Origin of the sequence: Cupriavidus sp. WKF15, assembly GCF_029278605.1 — a bacterium.
Classification (GTDB): domain Bacteria; phylum Pseudomonadota; class Gammaproteobacteria; order Burkholderiales; family Burkholderiaceae; genus Cupriavidus.
The window spans coordinates 2,885,738-2,904,570 of record NZ_CP119572.1 but is presented as its reverse complement, the minus strand read 5'-3'; the positions used below and the strand labels follow the sequence as shown (position 1 = coordinate 2,904,570).

General features: G+C 66.3%; 16 protein-coding genes, 1 tRNA gene and 2 pseudogenes. 12 read left to right on the top strand and 7 right to left on the bottom strand.

Features of this window, described 5'->3' with window-relative positions:
- The first annotated feature begins 10 nt into the window (after nucleotides 1-10).
- The 9 genes from CupriaWKF_RS13465 (at nucleotide 11) to hutG (ending at nucleotide 9,939) form a co-directional block, all read left to right on the top strand.
- A complete protein-coding gene (locus tag CupriaWKF_RS13465; RefSeq protein WP_276098353.1) occupies nucleotides 11-865 on the top strand; it encodes an ABC transporter permease in 855 nt (284 codons plus the stop codon).
- Nucleotides 865-1,644 (top strand): ABC transporter ATP-binding protein, encoded by a 780-nt coding sequence (locus CupriaWKF_RS13460; RefSeq protein WP_276098352.1) that lies wholly within the window; start codon nucleotides 865-867, stop codon nucleotides 1,642-1,644. Before CupriaWKF_RS13465 ends, CupriaWKF_RS13460 begins: the two co-directional genes overlap by 1 nt.
- 5 nt (nucleotides 1,645-1,649) lie before the next feature.
- Nucleotides 1,650-2,417, top strand: coding sequence for a histidine utilization repressor (hutC, locus tag CupriaWKF_RS13455; RefSeq protein WP_276098351.1), 768 nt, complete (start codon nucleotides 1,650-1,652; stop codon nucleotides 2,415-2,417).
- An 80-nt stretch (nucleotides 2,418-2,497) separates the two neighbouring features.
- Entirely contained in the window at nucleotides 2,498-4,078 is a 1,581-nt protein-coding gene (hutH, locus tag CupriaWKF_RS13450) for a histidine ammonia-lyase (RefSeq protein WP_276098350.1), read from the top strand.
- Between the two features lie 22 nt (nucleotides 4,079-4,100).
- Nucleotides 4,101-5,801 carry a urocanate hydratase gene (gene hutU, locus CupriaWKF_RS13445; RefSeq protein WP_276098349.1) on the top strand — a complete coding sequence of 567 codons (1,701 nt, stop codon included), beginning with the start codon at nucleotides 4,101-4,103 and terminating at the stop codon, nucleotides 5,799-5,801.
- Nucleotides 5,798-6,391, top strand: coding sequence for a HutD family protein (locus tag CupriaWKF_RS13440; RefSeq protein ID WP_276098348.1), 594 nt, complete (start codon nucleotides 5,798-5,800; stop codon nucleotides 6,389-6,391). The genes hutU and CupriaWKF_RS13440 overlap by 4 nt, the downstream gene beginning before the upstream one ends.
- Nucleotides 6,388-7,668 (top strand): imidazolonepropionase, encoded by a 1,281-nt coding sequence (hutI, locus tag CupriaWKF_RS13435; RefSeq protein ID WP_276098347.1) that lies wholly within the window; start codon nucleotides 6,388-6,390, stop codon nucleotides 7,666-7,668. The genes CupriaWKF_RS13440 and hutI overlap by 4 nt, the downstream gene beginning before the upstream one ends.
- The gene (locus CupriaWKF_RS13430; protein ID WP_276098346.1) at nucleotides 7,665-9,071 is read left to right on the top strand and encodes a formimidoylglutamate deiminase; all 1,407 of its coding nucleotides are present in this window, start codon (nucleotides 7,665-7,667) and stop codon (nucleotides 9,069-9,071) included. Before hutI ends, CupriaWKF_RS13430 begins: the two co-directional genes overlap by 4 nt.
- Nucleotides 9,072-9,126: 55 nt before the next feature.
- Nucleotides 9,127-9,939 carry an N-formylglutamate deformylase gene (gene hutG / locus CupriaWKF_RS13425; protein ID WP_276098345.1) on the top strand — a complete coding sequence of 271 codons (813 nt, stop codon included), beginning with the start codon at nucleotides 9,127-9,129 and terminating at the stop codon, nucleotides 9,937-9,939.
- A 118-nt stretch (nucleotides 9,940-10,057) separates the two neighbouring features.
- On the opposite strand, the gene CupriaWKF_RS13420 is transcribed toward hutG, so the two are convergent.
- Nucleotides 10,058-10,810, bottom strand: coding sequence for a M48 family metallopeptidase (locus CupriaWKF_RS13420; protein ID WP_276098344.1), 753 nt, complete (start codon nucleotides 10,808-10,810; stop codon nucleotides 10,058-10,060).
- 670 nt (nucleotides 10,811-11,480) lie between these two features.
- Here CupriaWKF_RS13420 and CupriaWKF_RS13415 point away from each other — a divergent pair.
- Both CupriaWKF_RS13415 and CupriaWKF_RS13410 read left to right on the top strand, forming a co-directional pair.
- A complete protein-coding gene (locus tag CupriaWKF_RS13415) occupies nucleotides 11,481-12,011 on the top strand; it encodes a hypothetical protein (RefSeq protein WP_276098343.1) in 531 nt (176 codons plus the stop codon).
- Nucleotides 12,012-12,244: 233 nt separating this feature from the next.
- A pseudogene (locus CupriaWKF_RS13410) lies at nucleotides 12,245-12,478 on the top strand (copper-transporting ATPase); the annotation flags it as partial.
- 4 nt (nucleotides 12,479-12,482) lie between these two features.
- Here the strand turns inward: CupriaWKF_RS13410 and CupriaWKF_RS13405 are convergent.
- The 4 genes and pseudogenes from CupriaWKF_RS13405 to CupriaWKF_RS13390 form a co-directional block, all read right to left on the bottom strand.
- Nucleotides 12,483-12,620: pseudogene (locus CupriaWKF_RS13405) on the bottom strand (polyphosphate kinase 2); the annotation flags it as partial.
- The gene (gene ftsH / locus CupriaWKF_RS13400; RefSeq protein WP_276098342.1) at nucleotides 12,607-14,547 is read right to left on the bottom strand and encodes an ATP-dependent zinc metalloprotease FtsH; all 1,941 of its coding nucleotides are present in this window, start codon (nucleotides 14,545-14,547) and stop codon (nucleotides 12,607-12,609) included. The pseudogene CupriaWKF_RS13405 and the gene ftsH, both read right to left, overlap by 14 nt.
- A gap of 585 nt (nucleotides 14,548-15,132) precedes the next feature.
- Nucleotides 15,133-15,217, bottom strand: a tRNA-Leu gene (locus CupriaWKF_RS13395).
- Nucleotides 15,218-15,298: 81 nt separating this feature from the next.
- Complete coding sequence (locus CupriaWKF_RS13390; protein WP_276098341.1) at nucleotides 15,299-15,661, bottom strand: HNH endonuclease; 363 nt, start codon at nucleotides 15,659-15,661, stop codon at nucleotides 15,299-15,301.
- A 93-nt stretch (nucleotides 15,662-15,754) separates the two neighbouring features.
- Between CupriaWKF_RS13390 and CupriaWKF_RS13385 the strand changes: the two genes are divergently transcribed.
- Entirely contained in the window at nucleotides 15,755-16,666 is a 912-nt protein-coding gene (locus CupriaWKF_RS13385) for an alpha/beta hydrolase (protein WP_276098340.1), read from the top strand.
- A gap of 6 nt (nucleotides 16,667-16,672) precedes the next feature.
- On the opposite strand, the gene CupriaWKF_RS13380 is transcribed toward CupriaWKF_RS13385, so the two are convergent.
- Entirely contained in the window at nucleotides 16,673-17,563 is an 891-nt protein-coding gene (locus CupriaWKF_RS13380; RefSeq protein WP_276098339.1) for an NAD(P)-dependent oxidoreductase, read from the bottom strand.
- Between the two features lie 50 nt (nucleotides 17,564-17,613).
- Entirely contained in the window at nucleotides 17,614-18,786 is a 1,173-nt protein-coding gene (locus CupriaWKF_RS13375) for an ABC transporter substrate-binding protein (RefSeq protein WP_276098338.1), read from the bottom strand.
- Between the last annotated feature and the right edge of the window lie 47 nt (nucleotides 18,787-18,833).

Genomic DNA, 18,833 nt, shown 5'->3' with positions numbered 1-18,833 from the left:
GGCTGATGTCATGGCGCAAGTTCAAGTGAGTTCCCCGGCGCCGGTCGCCCTGGCCGCCAAGGCGGCGCCGGCGCGCCGCCGGCATCCGTGGCTGTCGCCGCTGGTGCCGGTGTCGCCGCGCGCGCGCTGCGTGCTGGGCCTGTCCTTCTTCGTGCTGTTTTTCGCGATATGGGCCGTGGTGACGCTGGGCGGTTTCGTGCCGCGCACCTTCCTGGCCGATCCGGCGACCATGGCGCGCGAAGGGCTGACGCTGTTCACGCAGTACAACTTCATCGGCGATATCGGCATGACCGTGTGGCGCGTGCTCGGGGGCTTCGTGCTGGCGGCGGTGCTCGCGGTGCCGCTGGGCATCCTGATGGGCGCGTACAAGGCCGCCGAAGCGTTTTTTGAACCGTTCGTTTCGTTCTGCCGCTACCTGCCGGCTTCGGCCTTCATCCCGCTGCTGATCCTGTGGGCCGGCATCGGCGAGACGCAGAAGCTGCTGGTGATCTTCATCGGCTCGTTCTTCCAGATCGTGCTGATGGTGGCGGTCGCCGTGGGCGGCGCGCGCAAGGACCTGGTGGAAGCCGCCTATACGCTCGGCGCCAACAGCCGCGGCATCGTCAAGCGCGTGCTGATCCCGGGCGCGGCGCCGGAGATCGCCGAGATCCTGCGCCTGGTGCTGGGCTGGGCGTGGACCTACGTGATCGTCGCGGAACTGATCGGCTCGTCCTCGGGCATCGGCCACATGATTACCGACAGCCAGGCGCTGCTGAACACCGGGCAGATCATCTTCGGCATCATCGTCATCGGCTGCATCGGGCTGGTGTCCGACCTCGTCTTCAAGCAGGCCAACCAGCGCCTGTTCCCGTGGAGTTCGATCTGATGAGCGCCCTGTCCATCCAGCAGGTCTCGCGCACCTTCACCAACCCGCGCGGCGGCCAGACCCAGGCGCTGCTGCCGGTCGATTTCGAAGTGCGCGACAACGACTTCGTCACCATCCTGGGCCCGTCGGGCTGCGGCAAGTCCACGCTGCTGCGCATCGTGGCGGGCCTCGACTCGCCCTCGGGCGGCAACGTGCTGCTCGACGGCCAGCCGGTCAGCGGCCCTGGCGCCGACCGCGGCATGGTGTTCCAGTCGTACACGCTGTTCCCGTGGCTGACGATCGAGCAGAACGTACGCTTCGGCCTGCGCGAGCGCGGCATGAGCGAGGCCGAGCAGCGCGAGCGCAGCGACTTCTTCATCCAGCGCGTGGGTTTGCGCGGCTTCGAGCATCACTACCCGAAGCAGCTCTCGGGCGGCATGCAGCAGCGCACCGCGATTGCGCGCGCGCTGGCCAACGATCCCAAGATCCTGCTGCTCGACGAGCCGTTCGGCGCGCTCGACAATCAGACCCGCGTGCTGATGCAGGAATTGCTGCTCGGCATCTGGGAGGCTTCTCGCAAGACGGTATTATTCGTGACCCACGATATCGACGAGGCCATCTTCATGGCCAACCGGGTGGCGGTGTTTTCCGCCAGGCCGGGTCGGATCAAGAGCGAGATCGCGGTGGATTTCCCGCATCCGCGCCATTACACGATCAAGACGTCGCCGGAGTTTTCCGCGCTCAAGGCGCGGCTGACCGAGGAGATCCGCGCCGAGGCCATGGCCGCGGCCGAACACTGAAGACCATGAACCACGCCGCGGGCCAGGGGCCAGCCACTTCCGCCACGAACTCTCCGACCGCGCTCTACCAGCAGGTCAAGGAGTACATCGCGCGCCAGATCCAGAGCGGCGCGTGGCAGCCGGGCGACCGGGTGCCGTCGGAGCAGGAGCTGGTGAACCGCTTCGGCGTGTCGCGAATGACCGTCAACCGCGCGCTGCGCGAACTGTCCGAGCAGGGCAGGGTGGTGCGCGTGGCCGGCGTGGGGACGTTCGTCGCCGAGCACAAGCCGCAGTCCACGCTGCTCAGCGTGGTCAACCTGCAGGACGAGATCCGCATGCGCGGGCATGACTATGCCTGCGACGTGATCCTGGTCGAACGCGTTGCGGCATCGATCGAAGTGGCCGCGGCGCTCGAACTGCGCACTGGTGAATCGGTGTTCCATTCGGTCTGCGTGCACCGCGAGGACGGCGTGCCGGTTCAGCTCGAAGACCGCTACGTCAACCCGCGCGTGGCGCCGCACTTCATCAGTCAGGACTTCAGCCAGATCAAGCCCGGCGAGTACCTGCTGCGCAACGTGCCCTACGACCAGGTCGAGCACGTGGTCGACGCCATTTCCGCAACGCCCGACCAGGCCGCGCAGCTGGAAATGCCGCCGACGCAACCGTGCCTGATGCTGACCCGCCGTACCTGGACCAACGGTGTGCCGGTCACTTTCGTGCGTTGCCTGCACCCGGGCAACCGCTACCGCCTCGGCAGCCGCTTCCGCGCCGACGGCAATCCCGCCTTCGGCTGATTTCCGACAGAAGTCAGCCATCCCACCAAAATTTTGTTCTAAGCTGTATAGACAGGAACATACAAGACAGGAATCGAACCATGAACGCCAGCCAATCCGCACAAGCCGACCGCCCGCTGCTGACCCTGCATCCGGGCCAGGTCACCCTGGCCGACCTGCGCCGCATCTACCGCGGCGAAGTGCGCCTGGAGATGGCCGACTCGGCCTGGGCCGGCGTCCGTGCCGCGCAGGCCACCGTGCAGGACATCATCGACGCCGATGCCGTGGTCTATGGCATCAATACGGGCTTCGGCAAGCTTGCGCAGACGCGCATCCCGAACGACAAGCTGGCCGCGCTGCAACGCAATCTCGTGCTCTCGCACAGCGTCGGCACGGGTCCGGACCTGGCCGAGGACACGGTGCGCCTGATCCTGGCCATCAAGGCGGTGAGCCTCGCGCGTGGCCACTCGGGCGTGCGTCCCGAAATCATCGAAGCGCTGCTCGCGCTGGCCAACCACGGCGTGACGCCGTGCATCCCGGCCAAGGGCTCGGTCGGCGCATCAGGCGACCTGGCGCCGCTGGCCCATCTGTCGTGCACGCTGATCGGCGTCGGCGACGTGATGGTCGATGGCCGCCGAGTGCCGGCCGCCGAAGGGCTGGCGCGTGCCGGCCTGTCCGCGTTCGAACTCGGTCCCAAGGAAGGCCTGGCGCTGCTCAACGGCACGCAGGTGTCGACCGCGCTGGCGCTGGCGGGGCTGTTCGCCGCCGAAGACACCTTCGCGGCGGGGCTGGTGGCCGGCGCGCTGTCGCTGGAGGCGATCAAGGGTTCGGTCAAGCCGTTCGACGCACGCATCCATGAAGCGCGCGGCCAGGCGGGGCAGATCGCGGTGGCCGGTGCCGTGCGCGCGATGCTCGACGGCAGCGAGATCGTCGATTCGCACAAGACTTGCGGCCGCGTGCAGGACCCATACTCGATCCGCTGCCAGCCACAGGTGATGGGTGCCTGCCTTGACAACCTGCAGCACGCCGCGCGCATCCTGCAGATCGAGGCCAACGCCGCGTCGGACAACCCGCTGGTGTTCCCCGAGCAGGGCGACGTTGTCTCCGGCGGCAACTTCCACGCCGAGCCGGTGGCCTTCGCCGCCGACATCATCGCGCTGGCGATCGCCGAGATCGGCGCGATATCCGAGCGCCGCCTGGCGCTGCTGCTGGACACCGGCCTGTCGGGCCTGCCGCCGTTCCTGGTGCGCGACGGCGGCCTGAACTCGGGCTTCATGATCGCGCAGGTCACCGCGGCGGCGCTGGCGTCGGAGAACAAGTCGCTCGCGCATCCGTCGAGCGTGGACAGCCTGCCGACTTCGGCCAACCAGGAGGACCACGTGTCGATGGCCACCTACGGCGCGCGCCGGCTCGGCGACATGGCCGCCAATACCGCAGTGGTGGTCGGAATCGAGGCGATGGCGGCTGCGCAGGGCATCGAGTTTCACCGGCCGCTGAAGTCGTCGCCGCTGATCGAGAGCGAGCTGGCCCGCATCCGCGCGCGCGTGGCGTTCGTGGAAGCGGACCGCTACCTGGCCCCGGATATCGAAGCGATGAAGCAGTGGGTGGTGCAGGGCGATGCCGGTGCGGGTTGGCCCGCTGCGGTCCGCGACGTCCTGCCGACCAACGCCATGAGCGCATGATCGCAGCAAGGAGAAAACAACCATGAACGCCAGCGAATCCCAATTCCTCCAGCGCGGCCAGCGCGAGATCCGCGCGCCGCGCGGCACGCAGCTGCACTGCAAGAACTGGCTGATCGAAGCGGCCTACCGCATGATCCAGAACAACCTGGATCCCGACGTGGCCGAGCGCCCGCAGGACCTGGTGGTCTACGGCGGCATCGGCAAGGCCGCGCGCAACTGGGAATGCTTCGACGCCATCCTCGACAGCCTGCGCCGCCTGGGCGAGGACGAGTCGCTGCTGGTGCAGTCCGGCAAGCCGGTCGGCGTGTTCCGCACGCACCCGGACGCGCCGCGCGTGCTGATCGCCAACTCGAACCTCGTGCCGCACTGGGCCAACTGGGACAAGTTCAACGAACTCGACCGCGCCGGCCTGATGATGTACGGCCAGATGACCGCGGGTTCGTGGATCTACATCGGCACGCAGGGCATCGTGCAGGGCACCTACGAGACCTTCGTCGAAGCGGGCCGCCAGCACTACGGCGGCGACCTGTCGGGCAAGTGGATCCTGACCGCCGGCCTCGGCGGCATGGGCGGCGCGCAGCCGCTGGCCGGCGTGCTGGCCGGTGCCTGCGTGCTGGCGATCGAATGCCAGGAGTCGCGCATCGACTTCCGGCTGCGCACGCGCTATCTCGACAAGAAGGCCACCACGCTCGACGAAGCGCTGGCGATGATTGCCGAGGCCACGCGGAAGAAGGAAGCGATCTCGGTGGGCCTGCTTGGCAATGCCGCCGACATCGTGCCCGAACTCGTCAAGCGCGCACAGGCGGGCGGCATGCGCCCGGACATCGTCACCGACCAGACCTCGGCGCATGACCTCGTCAACGGCTACCTGCCGCAAGGCTGGACCGTCGCGCAATGGGAGCAGGCGCGCCAGCACGATCCGAAATCGGTGGAGGCCGCGGCGCGTCCGTCGATCGTGAAGCACGTGCAGGCCATGCTCGACTTCCAGAAGATGGGCGTGCCCACCGTCGACTATGGCAACAACATCCGCCAGGTCGCGTTCGACGAGGGCGTGAAAAATGCATTCGACTTCCCGGGCTTCGTACCCGCCTATATCCGCCCGCTGTTCTGCCGTGGCAAGGGCCCGTTCCGCTGGGTCGCGCTGTCCGGCGATCCCGAGGACATCTACAAGACCGATGCCAAGATGAAGGAGCTGTTCCCCGAGGACAAGCACCTGCACCGCTGGCTCGACATGGCGCATGACCGCATCGCGTTCCAGGGCCTGCCCGCGCGCATCTGCTGGGTGGGGCTCGGTGAACGCCACCGCGCGGGCCTCGCGTTCAACGAGATGGTGAAGTCCGGCGAACTCAAGGCGCCCATCGTGATCGGCCGCGACCACCTCGACTGCGGCTCGGTTGCATCGCCGAACCGCGAGACCGAGGCCATGCGCGACGGCTCCGACGCCGTGTCCGACTGGCCGCTGCTCAACGCGCTGCTCAATACGGCGGGCGGAGCCACGTGGGTCAGCCTGCACCATGGCGGCGGTGTCGGCATGGGCTTCTCGCAGCATTCCGGCGTGGTGATCGTCTGCGACGGCACCGACGCCGCGGCCAGGCGCATCGAGCGCGTGCTGTGGAACGACCCGGCCACGGGCGTGATGCGCCATGCCGATGCCGGCTATGACCTCGCGCTCGACTGCGCGCGCGAGAAAGGCCTCAACCTGCCGATGGTGAACCGCGCATGACCCGCTTCGCACTCGACACCCTTTCGCCCACGCCGTGGAAGAATGGCGGCGGCACCACGCGCGAAGTCGCCGTGTGGCCGCCCGATGCGGGACTCGATGACTTTGCGTGGCGCATCAGCGTCGCCGACATCTGCGCGGATGGTCCGTTCTCGGCGTTCGCGGGCATCGACCGGCAGATCGTGCTGCTCGATGGCGCGGGCGTGCGCCTGCGCGCCGCCGACGGCAGCTTCGACCATCGCCTCGATACTGCCGGCGAGCCGTTCGCGTTCGCGGGCGACGTCGCGGTGGACGCCACGCTGATCGACGGCGCCACGCGCGACTTCAATGTGATGGCGCGCCGTGGCATCTGCCGCGCACAGGTGTATGCCATGCGGCGCGGTTTTTCCTTCAACTCGGGCGAGGATGCCGTGGCGCTGTTCGTGCTCAAGGGTGCCTGGCGCGATCCCGGCGCGAGCCTGATGGAGCCGCTGCGCGCCAACGAGGGCGTCTGGTATCCGACCGGCGTTACCGCCGCATTCCATGCCCTCGCGCCGCTCGAGGACGATTCGCTTTGCCTGTGCATCACGCTGGAAACGGAGACTGACCAATGACCGCGCCCTTTGCTGCGGGACGGCCCGAAGCCCGATCCGCCGACGGAGTCTGGCACCGCTGTCACCTGCTGCCCGATGCCGACCCGGAACGCGCCGTGCGCGACGGTGCGCTGGTAGTCGAGCAGGGCCGCATTGCCTGGCTCGGTCCCGAAGCGGAACTGCCCGCCGACTATCGAGGCCTGCCGCGCCATGACGCAGGCGGGGCGTGGATCACGCCGGGCCTGGTCGATTGCCATACGCACCTGGTCTACGGCGGCCAGCGTGCCGATGAATTCGCCATGCGGCTGGCCGGCGCCAGCTATGAAGAGATCGCACGCGCGGGTGGTGGCATCGTGTCTTCGGTACGCGCCACGCGTGCCGCCGACGATGAGACGCTGTTCGCGCAAGCGGCGGCCCGGCTCGCGCCGCTGCTTGCCGAAGGCGTGACGGCCATCGAGATCAAATCGGGCTATGGCCTGGAACTGGAGGCCGAACGCCGGCAACTGCGCGTGGCGCGCCGCCTCGGCGAAGCCTTCGGCGTGTCGGTGCACACAACTTTCCTCGGTGCGCATGCGCTGCCGCCTGAGTATGCCGGACGCGCCGACGACTACATCGACCTGGTGTGCAACACCATGTTGCCGGCACTGGCTGAAGAAGGGCTCGTCGATGCCGTCGATGCGTTCTGCGAGTCGGTCGGCTTTTCGCTGGCGCAGACCGAGCGCGTCTTTGACGCTGCCGCCCGTCACGGCCTGCGGGTCAAGCTGCACGCGGAGCAGTTGAGCAACCTTGGAGGCGCCGTGCTGGCCGCGCGTCATCGCGCGCTGTCGGCGGACCACCTGGAGCACCTGGACGAAGCCGGCGTGGCGGCCATGGCGGCCGCGGGTACGGTGGCGGTGCTGCTGCCGGGCGCCTATTATTTCCTGCGTGACACGAACCTGCCGCCGATCGCGCTGCTGCGCCAGTATGGCGTGCCGATGGCGATCGCCACCGATCACAATCCGGGTACGTCACCGGTCACATCGCTGCTGCTGATGATGAACATGGCCTGCACCCTGTTCCGCCTGACGGTGCCCGAGGCGCTGGCCGGCGTGACTATGCATGCGGCGCGCGCGCTTGGTGCCGCTGACCGCCATGGCGTGCTCGCAGCGGGCCGCGCGGCGGACTTCGTGCTCTGGCGCGTCGACTCTCCGGCGGAGCTGGCCTACTGGTTCGGCCGCAATCCGGCCGCCGCCGTGGTGCGGCAGGGACGCATCCATCCGGCGCCGGCGCAGCACGGCGGGGAGGGCATGACAGCATGAACGAAGCACGTATTCTCGCGCCTCACGCATTGCTGCCCACTGGCTGGGCACGCGACGTGCTGCTGGCATGGGACGCCGATGGCCGCCTGACTTCGGTACAGACTGGCGCATCCGCAGCGGCCGACGTGGCGCGCGCGGCCGGGCCGGTGCTGCCCGGCATGCCGAACTTGCATTCGCATGCGTTCCAGCGCGGCTTTGCCGGGCTGACCGAATACCGCAGCGTGACGCAGGATGGAGATCCCGCCGGTGCCGACTCGTTCTGGAGCTGGCGCACGCAGATGTACCGCTTTGCGCTGCGCCTGTCGCCCGACACGCTGGAGGCCATCGCCACGCAGCTCTACATCGAGATGCTGCGTGCGGGTTATACGAGCGTGTGCGAGTTCCACTACGTGCACCACGACATCGATGGCAAGCCCTACGCGGACGCGGCCGAGATGTCGCTGCGCCTGCTGCGCGCGGCCGAGCGTACCGGCATGGGCATGACGCTGCTGCCGGTGCTGTACCAGACGGCCGGGTTCGGCGACAAGCCCCCGCTGGCCGAGCAGCGCCGCTTCCTGCATGACACCGATGCCATGCTGACGCTGCTTGAGCGGCTTGCGCCGGCGTGCCGGCAGAGCGGCGCCCGCCTTGGGCTGGCCCCGCATTCGCTGCGCGCGGTGCCGCAGCAAAGCCTGACGCATGCGCTGGCAGGCCTGCACGCAATGGATCCGACCGCGCCCGTGCATATCCACATTGCCGAGCAACAGCGCGAGGTCGACGACTGCATCGCCTGGACCGGCATCCGCCCGGTCGAATGGCTGCTTGACCACGCCGAGGTCGACGCGCGCTGGTGCCTCGTGCATGCGACCCATATGGACTGGGACGAACGCCGTCGGCTCGCGCACAGCGGCGCCGTGGCCGGCATTTGCCCGACCACCGAAGCCAACCTTGGCGACGGTGTGTTCGAGGCCGCGCCGTACCTGGCCCAGCACGGTGCCTGGGGCATCGGCTCGGACAGCCACGCGAGCGTCAGCGTGGCCGAGGAACTGCGCATGTTCGAGTATGGCCAGCGGCTGGCGCTGCAGCAGCGCAATGTGCTGGCGTCCGAATCGCACATGCAGGTTGCGGTCCGCCTGTATCTCGAAGCCGTGGCCGGCGGCGCACGTGCCGCGGGGCGCGCGGTGGCCGGGCTGGCACCGGGCCAGCAGGCCGATTTCGTCGTGCTCGACGGCGCGCACCCGGCGCTGGCGGGGCTCGACGGTGCGCAGGCGCTGGCCACCCACGTCTTTGCCAACCACGGCCATGAGACACTAGCGGAAGTCCGCACCGCCGGCCGTTGCCGCGTGCAGCATGGCGCGCATCCGCTGCAGGCGGACGCCGGCCGGCTGTTCGTGGCCGCGCGCGCGAGCCTGCTGGGCGACTGAAACCGGCGGCCGCCGCCTTGTCACTTTGGGGCGGCGGCCCAGCATCACACAAACCATGTCCTTTTCTACCGATACCCCAGCCTTTACCCTGCATCGCGGCACCCGCCCGCTGCTGGTATCGATGCCGCACGTCGGCACCTACCTGCCCGCCACCGTGTCGCAGCGGCTGACCGCCGAGGCGCGTACGGTGCCCGATACCGACTGGCACCTGGAACGCCTCTACGACTTCGCGCGCGAGCTCGGCGCCTCGGTGCTGGCGGCCACGCACTCGCGCTACGTGGTGGACCTGAACCGTCCGCCCGACAACGCAAACCTCTATCCCGGCCAGGACACCACCGGCCTGTGCCCGGTCGACACCTTCGACAAGACGCCGCTGTACGCCAGCGGCGCAGGCCCGGACGAGGCCGAGATCGGCGCGCGCCGCGACGCCGTGTGGCGGCCCTACCATGCCGCGCTGGGCGAAGAACTGGCGCGCCTGCGCCAACTGCACGGCACCGTGGCCCTGTGGGATGCGCATTCGATCCGTTCGGTGCTGCCGCGTTTCTTCGAAGGCAAGCTGCCGGACTTCAATCTTGGCACGGCCAACGGCGAGAGCTGCGACCAGGCGCTCGCGGACGAGCTGTTGGAGATCGCGCAAGACGTGCCCGGTCATACCGCGGTGCTGAACGGGCGCTTCAAGGGCGGCTATATCACGCGCAACTACGGGCAACCGCGCGCTGGCGTGCACGCTGTGCAGCTGGAACTCGCGCAGTCGGCGTACATGAGCGAGTCGTATCCGTTTGCGTATGACGAGGCGAAGGCCTCGGCGCTGCAGCCGTCGCTGCAGCAGATGCTGGTGGCGGTGCTGGGGTTTGTGGAAGGGCGCTGAGCAAAGCAGCGTTGCGGCGCGGCGGGAGGTACAACGCCTCCCTGCTGTCACGAGCGGGGCATGCGCTAGATTGCCTCACCCGATCGGGCGCGCCGCACCTCAATGGCGACGCAGCCCACTACTTGCCGCCGGCGAGCCGCGCGTCGATATGCTTGGCGCGCTCAAGCGAACCGGGATGGCTGCTGAGCATGCTGGACTGGCCGCCATCGAGTGTCGCCAGCTTGCGGAATGCGGAAGCCAGTGCCTGCCGGTTGGCGCCGTTCTTCGTCAGCAGGTCGAACGAATAGTCATCGGCGGCGCTTTCCTGCCGCTGCGAGAACTGTGCATTGATGAACTGTTCGCCCAGGTCGGCGAGCTGCGACGACGTCAGCGCGGTGAGGGTCGGACTGCCCAGCGAGCCAAGCACGCCGCGCGCGGCTGACGTGCTGTACGCGACCTGCATGGCGTGCCTGGTATGGCCCAGCGCGACGTGGCCGATCTCGTGCCCTACGACGCCGCGGACCTCATCGTCGGTCATCAGGTCCATCAAGCCGCTGTAGACGCGCACGCAGCCGTTGGCCATGGCCCAGGCATTCACGTCCTTTGTCATGTACACCTTGGCGTCGAGTGGCATGCCGGTATTGCCGAGGCCGCTCATCACATTGGCCAGTCGCCTGGCGTAGGTGCTGTCGGCCGCCGCGATGGTGTTCTTCTTGTCCATCTCTGCGCACGACTGGTCAGACAGAGTCTTGACGTTGGCATCGGTCAGCGTGGCCGCGGAAAACAGGCTGCCGCCGGCTTGCGTCATGCTGTCCATGTTCATGTTGGCGCAACCGGCTTGCAAGGCAACGCAGGCAACGGCCGGGATGGCATATCGCGCGAATCGCGTCATGGTTGGGCTCCTTGGCGGGATTGACCAATGCATAGGATACGAAAGCGCGGAGCCGGTACGCCAGTGGATTCCGTCCGACACGTGATGCGGTAATGCGCGTTTAGCGAAAATGCCCCGGGGAAGGCAGGATGGATCGCTGCCGCGTTGGCAACAGAGCTGGTCCTCTGTGATGTCAAATCTACTTCGAATGCGGTGGAGGAGGTCCCGGAGCCGGTTCGTGCACTTCGCCGAGGCGACAGCCGATCGTATGAGGGCAGAGGTGGGGTGGGGCGTATGCGGCGGGATGTGTTACTGGGGCGGTTCTGGACCACCGCATGGGAGCCGGGAATCCGGAGCATGGATGGCCCCCGAACGATTGCACCTCGCCGGGACTCGTGCGCCAGCCGGCGAGGTGCAGAGTGCGGGATCGAGGAAACGGATTGGCCGCACATCATCAGTGTGCGATGGGAATGGATCAGGGTCTGTGCGCCACTGAACAGAGCGGCACGGGTGCGATGCCCAGAAAAAAGGTTTTTCGCCGGATTGCAGGGAATGGGTAATGAGGGGGTTGCCGCGCCTGCCAAGCACGAAACCCCCAACCCTTCCCCATGCAAAAGTTGACGCTTGTCAATTTAACGGAAACCACGGGTCCTATAGTTCAACTACTTTCTTATAAACGAGGAGCTTTCGCATGGTCCACCTTCGCCGCCTTCCCATCCTCCTCGCAGCCGCTGCCCTCGCATGGGCGCCCGTCGCCTTCTCGGCATCGCCGTCAAACGACGCCGAGCACGAGAAGCACCATCCCAAGGAGCAGGTAAAAAAGCCGGCGCCGGCGGTCACACCCCAGAAAAAGGGAGATGGTGACCTCGACGCCAAGACAGCACACTTGCGCGCAATCCGTGAGCGGCTGTCGCGGGCCGGAACCCCGGAAGAGGTCCAGGCACTGATGGCCGAACGCAACAAGGTCGTGCAGGATGCCATGGCTGTCATGCACAAGGACATGATGGGAATGGGAATGGCCGGCGCAGGCGGGATGTCGTCGCCCAAGGGCAAAGGCGGAGCATCGCCCGACCAAATGCAAATGTGTCAGGACATGATGGGCCAGCACATGGCCTTCATGCAGGAAATGATGCAGGCAATGACGGGTTCTCAAGCGATGGGCGGCGGCAGTATGGGCCAAGGGATGGGGCAGGGAATGGGCGGCGGTATGATGAGCAAGTAGTCTGTTCCCAGCGGGCCATCTGTCATTGCCACGCAGGCGGCAGACGTCGGTTATTCAAAGGCGTAAGGTGGCCTCGCTCCGTTGAGCTTGGTTACCACTGGCGCGCAGCGCACGGGCTTCTCGCGTTAATCAAGCATTTCGACTTGGGGTGCCAGGGAGGCCACTGTCGCCGTCCTGATGGTCATCCTAAGGTCATTACCACCGGCGCCTCGACAGAGGAACTCTTCCGAGACGGTGCGCGCGGCGTGGTTGGTGGTCGCAAGCTCGCCCTCGGTAATACGGTCCTGATGCAAACGGAGGGCGTCTCGACTGACGTGCTGACCAAAGGATGTGACGGACTACGTGCCCAGGGCGCTAGTGTCATGCACCTGGCGGTGAACGGCGCGCTCGCCGGAATCATTGCCGTCTCAGACCCTGTGAAGGCCACCACGCCTGAAGCCCTTGCGAGGCTTAAGGACGAGGGTATGCACCCAGAATCCGGTCGTTGCAGCAAATGAAGTGCTTCTGCAGCTTGACCAGTTCAATTTGCAGCAGGTGCAGGCTGGCCTCGTAGTCCTCATGGGAAATGGCGCTTGCTTCGGATGTAGAACTCTTGCTACTTGCCTTCATTCTCTTGGTTCCCCTTTGGCGATTCGGACGCATCGGGTGGAGCTGGGTGAGGCCTCCCGGGGGTAAGCTGGGTGACTTTTTCGGAGAGCAGCAGGTCCAGGGCAGGTCGGTCGACGACTTCCTGTTCGAGCAGTAGCTTCGCAAGTGCGTCCAGCTTGTGCCGATTTGCCAGCAAAGTCTGCTTCACCCGCTGGCTCGCGTCACCCAGGATCTTCCGGACCTCCGCATCAATAATCTGAGCCGTACTCTCGCTGTACTCCTTACGTCCCCGGGGCACCAGTCCTGGTGCGTTGAATAGGGGGCTTGGCATGTCCTCGTAAGTCGCAAGTCCAAGCTGGTCGCTCATACCGAACTGCGTAATCATCTGGCGTGCCATGTCCGTCGCTCGCTGCAAGTCATTCTGGGCGCCGGTGGATACATCGCCAAAGACGATTTGCTCGGCCATTCGCCCGCCGAGCAGCACATCGAGCCGGTCAAGTAGTTCGCTCTGCTTCAGTAAATAGCGGTCCTCGGTCGGCGTCTGCTGTGTATAGCCGAGTGCTGCCACGCCACGCGGAATGATGGAGACCTTTGAAACTCGGTCAGCGCGGGGGCGCAGTTCCGCGACGATGGCGTGACCAGCCTCGTGGTACGCGATGGTTTCCTTCTCCTGTGGATTCATGACGCGATTCTTCTTCTCCAGGCCGCCAATGATGCGGTCCAGTGCCTCGTCGAAATCGACCATCTCCACGGCATCTTTACCCTTGCGCGCAGCCAGCAGAGCGGCCTCGTTGACGAGGTTGGCGAGGTCTGCCCCAGCGAAGCCAGGCGTGCGGGCTGCCAGCTTTGTCAGTTCGACAGTGGGAGCCAGGACGACATTCCTGATGTGGACTTTGAGAATCTGCTCGCGACCCTTCAGGTCTGGGCGGTCCAACGCGACATGACGGTCAAACCGTCCTGGGCGCAATAGCGCAGGGTCGAGAATTTCCGGCCGATTGGTCGCGGCCATAATGATGACGCCCTTGTTGGTATCAAAGCCATCCATCTCGACCAGCAATTGGTTTAGGGTCTGTTCGCGTTCGTCATTGCCGGTAACTGCACCGAGCGCACGAGTCTTGCCCAGCGCGTCGAGTTCGTCGATGAAGATAATGCAGGGTGCTTTGGTCTCCGCCTGGTTGAAGAGGTCGCGCACCCGTGCTGCCCCGACTCCGACAAACATCTCGACGAAGTCCGAGCCACTCATGCTGAAGAACGGCACGCCGGCCTCACCGGCTACCGCCTTTGCCAGGAGTGTCTTGCCGGTGCCCGGCGCCCCGAGTAGCAGCACGCCCTTGGGAATCTTGCCACCCAGGCGACGATAGCGCTGCGAGTCCTTCAGGAAATTGACGATTTCAGCAAGCTCGTCCTTGGCTTCGTCGATACCGGCGACGTCGGCAAACGTCACGCCAGTTTCCTTTTGCATGTAGACCTTGGCTTTGCTCTTCCCAATCTCCATCATGCCGCCGGCGGCACCACCCATCCGTTTGATGAGGAAGCTCCAGACGGCAAAGAAGAGCATTGCAGGAACAACCCAGGACAACAGCGTGCTAATCCACTTGTTGTCGGCCTGGCCAACAAAGCGCACCTTGGCAGTTTCGAGGTCCTGGACCAGATTCGGGTCATTGACCCGGAGCGTTGAGAACAGGTGGTCCCCCTTCTCCTGACGCTGCATCTCTTCGACTTGTTGCTTGGGAAGCAAATGCTCAATGCCATCGGTGTTGACCGTACCCGTAATGGCGCCCTCGCCAAGGGAAATGTCCTTGAGCTTGCCCGCCTTGAGCAGAACCTTGAAGTCGCTGTACGGTAACGTTTCGACGTGGGACGAGAACAGGACACTCTGAAGGATGAGCATCGCCGAGACGGCCAAGAGCACATACCAGAGGGAAAACTGCTGTTGTCGAGGTTCCATGAAGGGGCCTTTCGTGTTGTCGCGAATCGGTAGAAATTGGGGCCGGTGCTATCCACAGTCGACCGCCAGTCCAGACGGAAGGGGCAAAGAGCAAACGTCCAGGCAAGGGAAGGCGTGTGCCGTGTCAGACAAGCCCTTTCGGTTCAAGGTTAGTCTTTGCCTTCAAGCACGTTGTGGAGCCATGCGAAAAAGGCGCCGGCAGCGAAGAACCAGGCTACGAAAAGGGAGGCTCTGCTGGACAGAATTCGCATTGTTAGTGTGGGCATCCAGGGGAATTGGCTCTTGATGCCAATCAAGAAACCCGAGCGTTTTCGTGCATGCGAAAGTGCTGGGTAGCCCACGATAGTTCTGGGCGCTGCTGGCGTATCCAAAGCTTCTCTCGGGCGGGGTTCTTGGTGTTTCCGCAAATTGGCGGGTGGCCGTTGCTCGGGGGATGCTGCAGCGGGTGAAACAGCAGAGCGCCACCCCGGAATATGGGGTTTCACTGGAGTGAGGACGTTCTCGGACTCTACGGGAAACAAAAAACCCCGCAAAGCCAGGCTGGGCGGGGTTTGCGGGTTCTGGGAACTGCTTTGGAACTGTGTCTGGTGCCCGGGGTCGGACTCGAACCGACACGCCTTGCGGCGGGGGATTTTGAGTCCCCTGCGTCTACCTGTTTCACCACCCGGGCAGGTGTGGGCGCCTGAATCGGCACCGCGCTGAGCCGCGAATTATGCCGGAAATCGTCGCTGCCGACAACCTGCGGGCGCGCTCAGCGGCCCCGCCGGGCGTTTGTGTGGCGGCTGCGGTCGTTGTATTCGGGCGGCTTGCGGGCGATCCAGCGGATAAAGTCGGCCATGGCCGGGTGGTGCCGCAGTGCCTCCCAGTCGTGGAAGCCGCCCGCCAGCTCGGCCTCGGTGAAGACCGAGTGGATTTTCTGGTGGCAGACGCGGTGCATCGGTACGGTGTCGTGCCCGCCATGGCTGCGCGGCACGGGATGGTGGAGGTCGGTGCTTGGGCCTTCCACGAGTGGCCTGCCGCAGAGCGGGCAGCGGCCGGCGGCGTCGTCCGGCGTGGGTTCGGGCGGGCCGAGCTGGTCGGGCCGGCCGGCCCGGAGACTGCGTTTGACGACCATGGCGCGGTCCGGTGAGTGGTATTGGTACGGATATCCGCGCAGGCCGGGCCGGAGCTACGATGGCAGGGTTTGCCACGCGCCACCGAGCACGCCATGCCCGCACAATCCTCCCTGGCCAGCCTGGCCCGGCTGCCTTCGCAGGACCCGGCCTTCTACGAGCGAGAATACAACAACCGCGACCGCGTGCCCGACAACGCCGAGCACATGGCGCGCTGGGCGACGCTGTCGGCGCAGGTACGCGCGCGCGGCGGCTACCAGGAGAATCTCAGCTATGCCGCACCGGGTTCGGCCCACGCGCAGGACGAGCGGCTGGACTACTTCCCGGGGACCGGCGAGCGCCCGCCGCTGCTGGTGTTCGTGCATGGGGGCTATTTCCGCGCGCTCGACAAGCGCGACCACAGCTTCGTGGCGAGCGAGCTGCCGCGGCTCGGCGTATCGGTGGCGGTCGTGAACTATTCGTTGTGCCCGTCCGTGACCGTACCGGCCATCGTGCGCCAGGTGGTGGGCAGCGTAGCGTGGCTCTACCGGCAATCGGAGCGGCTCGGCCACGACCACGCGCGCATCTTCGTGGCGGGCCACTCGGTTGGCGGTCACCTCGTGGCCATGCTGATGGCGGCGCTGTGGCCGCAGGTGGGCCAGGACCTGCCGGACGACCTGATCAAGGGCGGGCTGTCGATCAGCGGCCTGTACGACCTGGAGCCGCTGCGCCGCGCCGACTTCCTGCAGCGCGACCTGCGCCTGTCCGAGGCCGACGTGGCGCGCCTGTCGCCGGCATTCATGCAGCCCGCGACGCACGCGCCGCTGGTGACGGCCGTGGGCGAACTGGAAGCCGCCGAGTACCACCGCCAGAACGCGTTGATCCGCGCCGCGTGGCCGGCCAATGCCAATGCGGCGCAGGATGTGCCGCTGCCGGGCCGTCATCACTTCAACGTGATGGACGACCTGGCCAATCCCGACAGCACGCTGCTGCGCGCTGTCCTGGCCCTGACGGGCGTCAGGGCGTAGCCGCGCTCAATCCTCCAGCACGCGCAGCAGGGACGAGGTGTCGTCCTTGCCCCAGCCCTTGTCCATCAGGATCTGCAGCTGGGCGGAAGTGGCCTGCAGAGCGGGCAGCGTCAGTCCGATCTGGCCCGCGATATCGCGCGCCAGTCCGAAGTCCTTGTCATGCAGCCGCGCCTCGATGCCGGCGGCGAAGTCGCGCGCGACCATCTTGGGGCCCATCATGTCGAGCATGCGGCTGCCGGCCATGCCGGTGGACATGGCCTCGAACACGCGCGCCGTATCGACCTGCTGCGCAGACGCGAAGCGCATGGCCTCGGCGATGCCTTCGATGTTGACCACCTGCGCGATCTGGTTGCACAGCTTGGCCACCTGGCCAGCGCCGTGGTCGCCAATGTGCGTGATGGTCTTGCCGAGCAGCGCCAGCAGCGGGCGCACGTCTTCCAGCACGGCGGGCTTGCCGCCGACCATGATGGTCAGCGTGGCGGCCTCGGCCCCCATGGTGCCGCCGGATACCGGGCAGTCCAGCATGTCGATGCCGCGCGCGGCCAGCGCGGCGGCGATTTCGCGCGTGACGATCGGCGAGATGGTGCTGTGGTCGACGCAGACCGTGCCGGGGGCGGCGCCGTGGATCGCGCCGTTCTCGCCGAGCAGCACCTGGCGCACGTCCTCGGACGACGTGACGTTGGTGAACACCACGCTGGCGCCGCGCGCGGCTTCGGCGGGCGTGAAGTACGGCTCGGCGCCAAGCGCGCGCGCAGCCTCGGCGGCTTCCGGGCGGCGCACGAAGGCGCGCACCGAATGGCCGGCGGCCAGCAGGTGGCGGACCATGTGCGTGCCCATCGCGCCCAGGCCGATAAAGGCGACGGTGCGCGCGGAGGATTGTGGAGTGGTGGTGGTCATGCGGTGTTTCCCTTTCAGTGCGGCCGTGCCGGTCGCAATGGCTACAGGTGCTACTCGTCGCCCGCGTAGGCGAACTTGCCGTTGCGGACGGTTCCCATCACGCGCGAGCGCTGGTCGAAGCCCTGGTGGTCCTTCGCGTTCAGGTTCAGCACGCCGTTGGGAACGGTGAGGTTGGTGGTGGCTTCAATGGCGTTGCGCAAGGCGTTGCGGAATTCGCGTGTGCCAGGCTGGGCGCCGGTCTTCAGCGCGCGCCGCGAGGCATCGTCCAGCAATTGCCACGCGCCCCACGCGTCGCCGGCGAACTGGGTCACGCTGTCGGCGCCGTACTTCGCTTCATAGCGCGTGACGAAATCGAGCGCCACCTTGCGCACGGGATGGCTGGCCGGCAACTGGCGTGCCACCACGACGGGACCGGTCGGGAACAGCGTGCCTTCCACGTCCTTGCCACCCACACGCAGGAAGTCCCACGTGGCGATGCCATGGGTCTGGTAGATCTTGCCCTTGTAGCCGCGCTCGACCAGCGTCTTCTGCGGCAGCACCGCGGGCGTGCCCGAGCCGGCGATGAGGATGGCGTCCGGGTTGGCCGACATCAGCTTGAGCACCTGCCCGGTCACCGAGGTGTCGTTGCGGCCAAAGCGTTCATTGCCGACGACCTTCAGCTTGCGCACTTCCGCCAGGCGCGAGAACTCGCGCCACCAGCTTTCGCCGTAGGTGTCGGAGAAACCGATGAAGCCGACCGTCTTCACGCCATGGTTGCCCATGTACTCGGTCAGCACCGTGGCCATGTGCGAGTCGTTCTGCGGCATCTTGAAGGCCCAGCGCCGGCGCGCATCGGTCTGCGGCTCGATGATCGCGGCGGAGGCCGCCAGCGCCACCATGGGCGTTCCGTTCTCGGCGATGGCATCCAGCGCGGCAATCGCGTTGGGCGTGATGTTGGGGCCGACGATGACATCGACCTTTTCCTCGGAAATCAGCTTGCGCACGTTGCGCACCGCGGCGGCGGGGTCCGAGCCGTCGTCGAGCAGGACGTAGTGGGCTTTCTGCCCGCCGAGCGTCTGGGGCCACATCAGGACGGTGTTCTTCGACGGAATGCCGATCGATGCCGCCGGCCCGGTGGTCGAGACATCCACGCCGACACGGATGTCGGCAAATGCGGCATTGGCAATCAGTGCGGTGGCGGAGGCGCAGGCGACGGCGAGCGCGCGGCGCAGCAGGTTGGACATGGTTCTCCTCTTGATGTGTTTTCTCTTTTTTCTCTGCTGCTTCTCTC